The sequence below is a fragment of the Actinomadura sp. NBRC 104425 genome, assembly GCF_030269545.1.
GTDB classification, from domain to species: Bacteria; Actinomycetota; Actinomycetes; order Streptosporangiales; family Streptosporangiaceae; genus Spirillospora; species Spirillospora keratinilytica.
In genome coordinates, this window is record NZ_BSTN01000119.1 from 1 (window position 1) to 405 (window position 405).

A 405-nucleotide genomic window follows, 5' to 3' on the forward strand; every position below is an offset into this window, starting at 1 on the left:
GAGATCGAGCGGGTCATGCAGGTGCTGAGCCGCCGCACCAAGAACAACCCGGTGCTGGTCGGCGAGCCCGGTGTCGGCAAGACCGCCGTGGTGGAGGGGCTGGCGCAGAAGATCGTCAAGGGCGAGGTGCCCGAGACCCTCAAGGACAAGCAGCTGTACACCCTGGACCTGGGGGCGCTGGTCGCCGGGTCGCGGTACCGGGGCGACTTCGAAGAGCGGCTGAAGAAGGTGCTCAAGGAGATCCGCACCCGCGGCGACATCATCCTGTTCATCGACGAGCTGCACACGCTGGTCGGTGCGGGCGCCGCCGAGGGCGCGATCGACGCCGCGTCCATTCTCAAGCCGATGCTGGCGCGGGGTGAGCTGCAGACCATCGGCGCCACCACCCTCGACGAGTACCGCAAG

The 405-nt window shown here is 68.1% G+C and carries 1 protein-coding gene; it reads left to right on the top strand.

Features of this window, described 5'->3' with window-relative positions; genetic code table 11:
* A partial coding sequence (locus QSK22_RS33370; protein ID WP_285498499.1) for an AAA family ATPase occupies nucleotides 1-405 on the top strand: 405 nt, incomplete at both ends.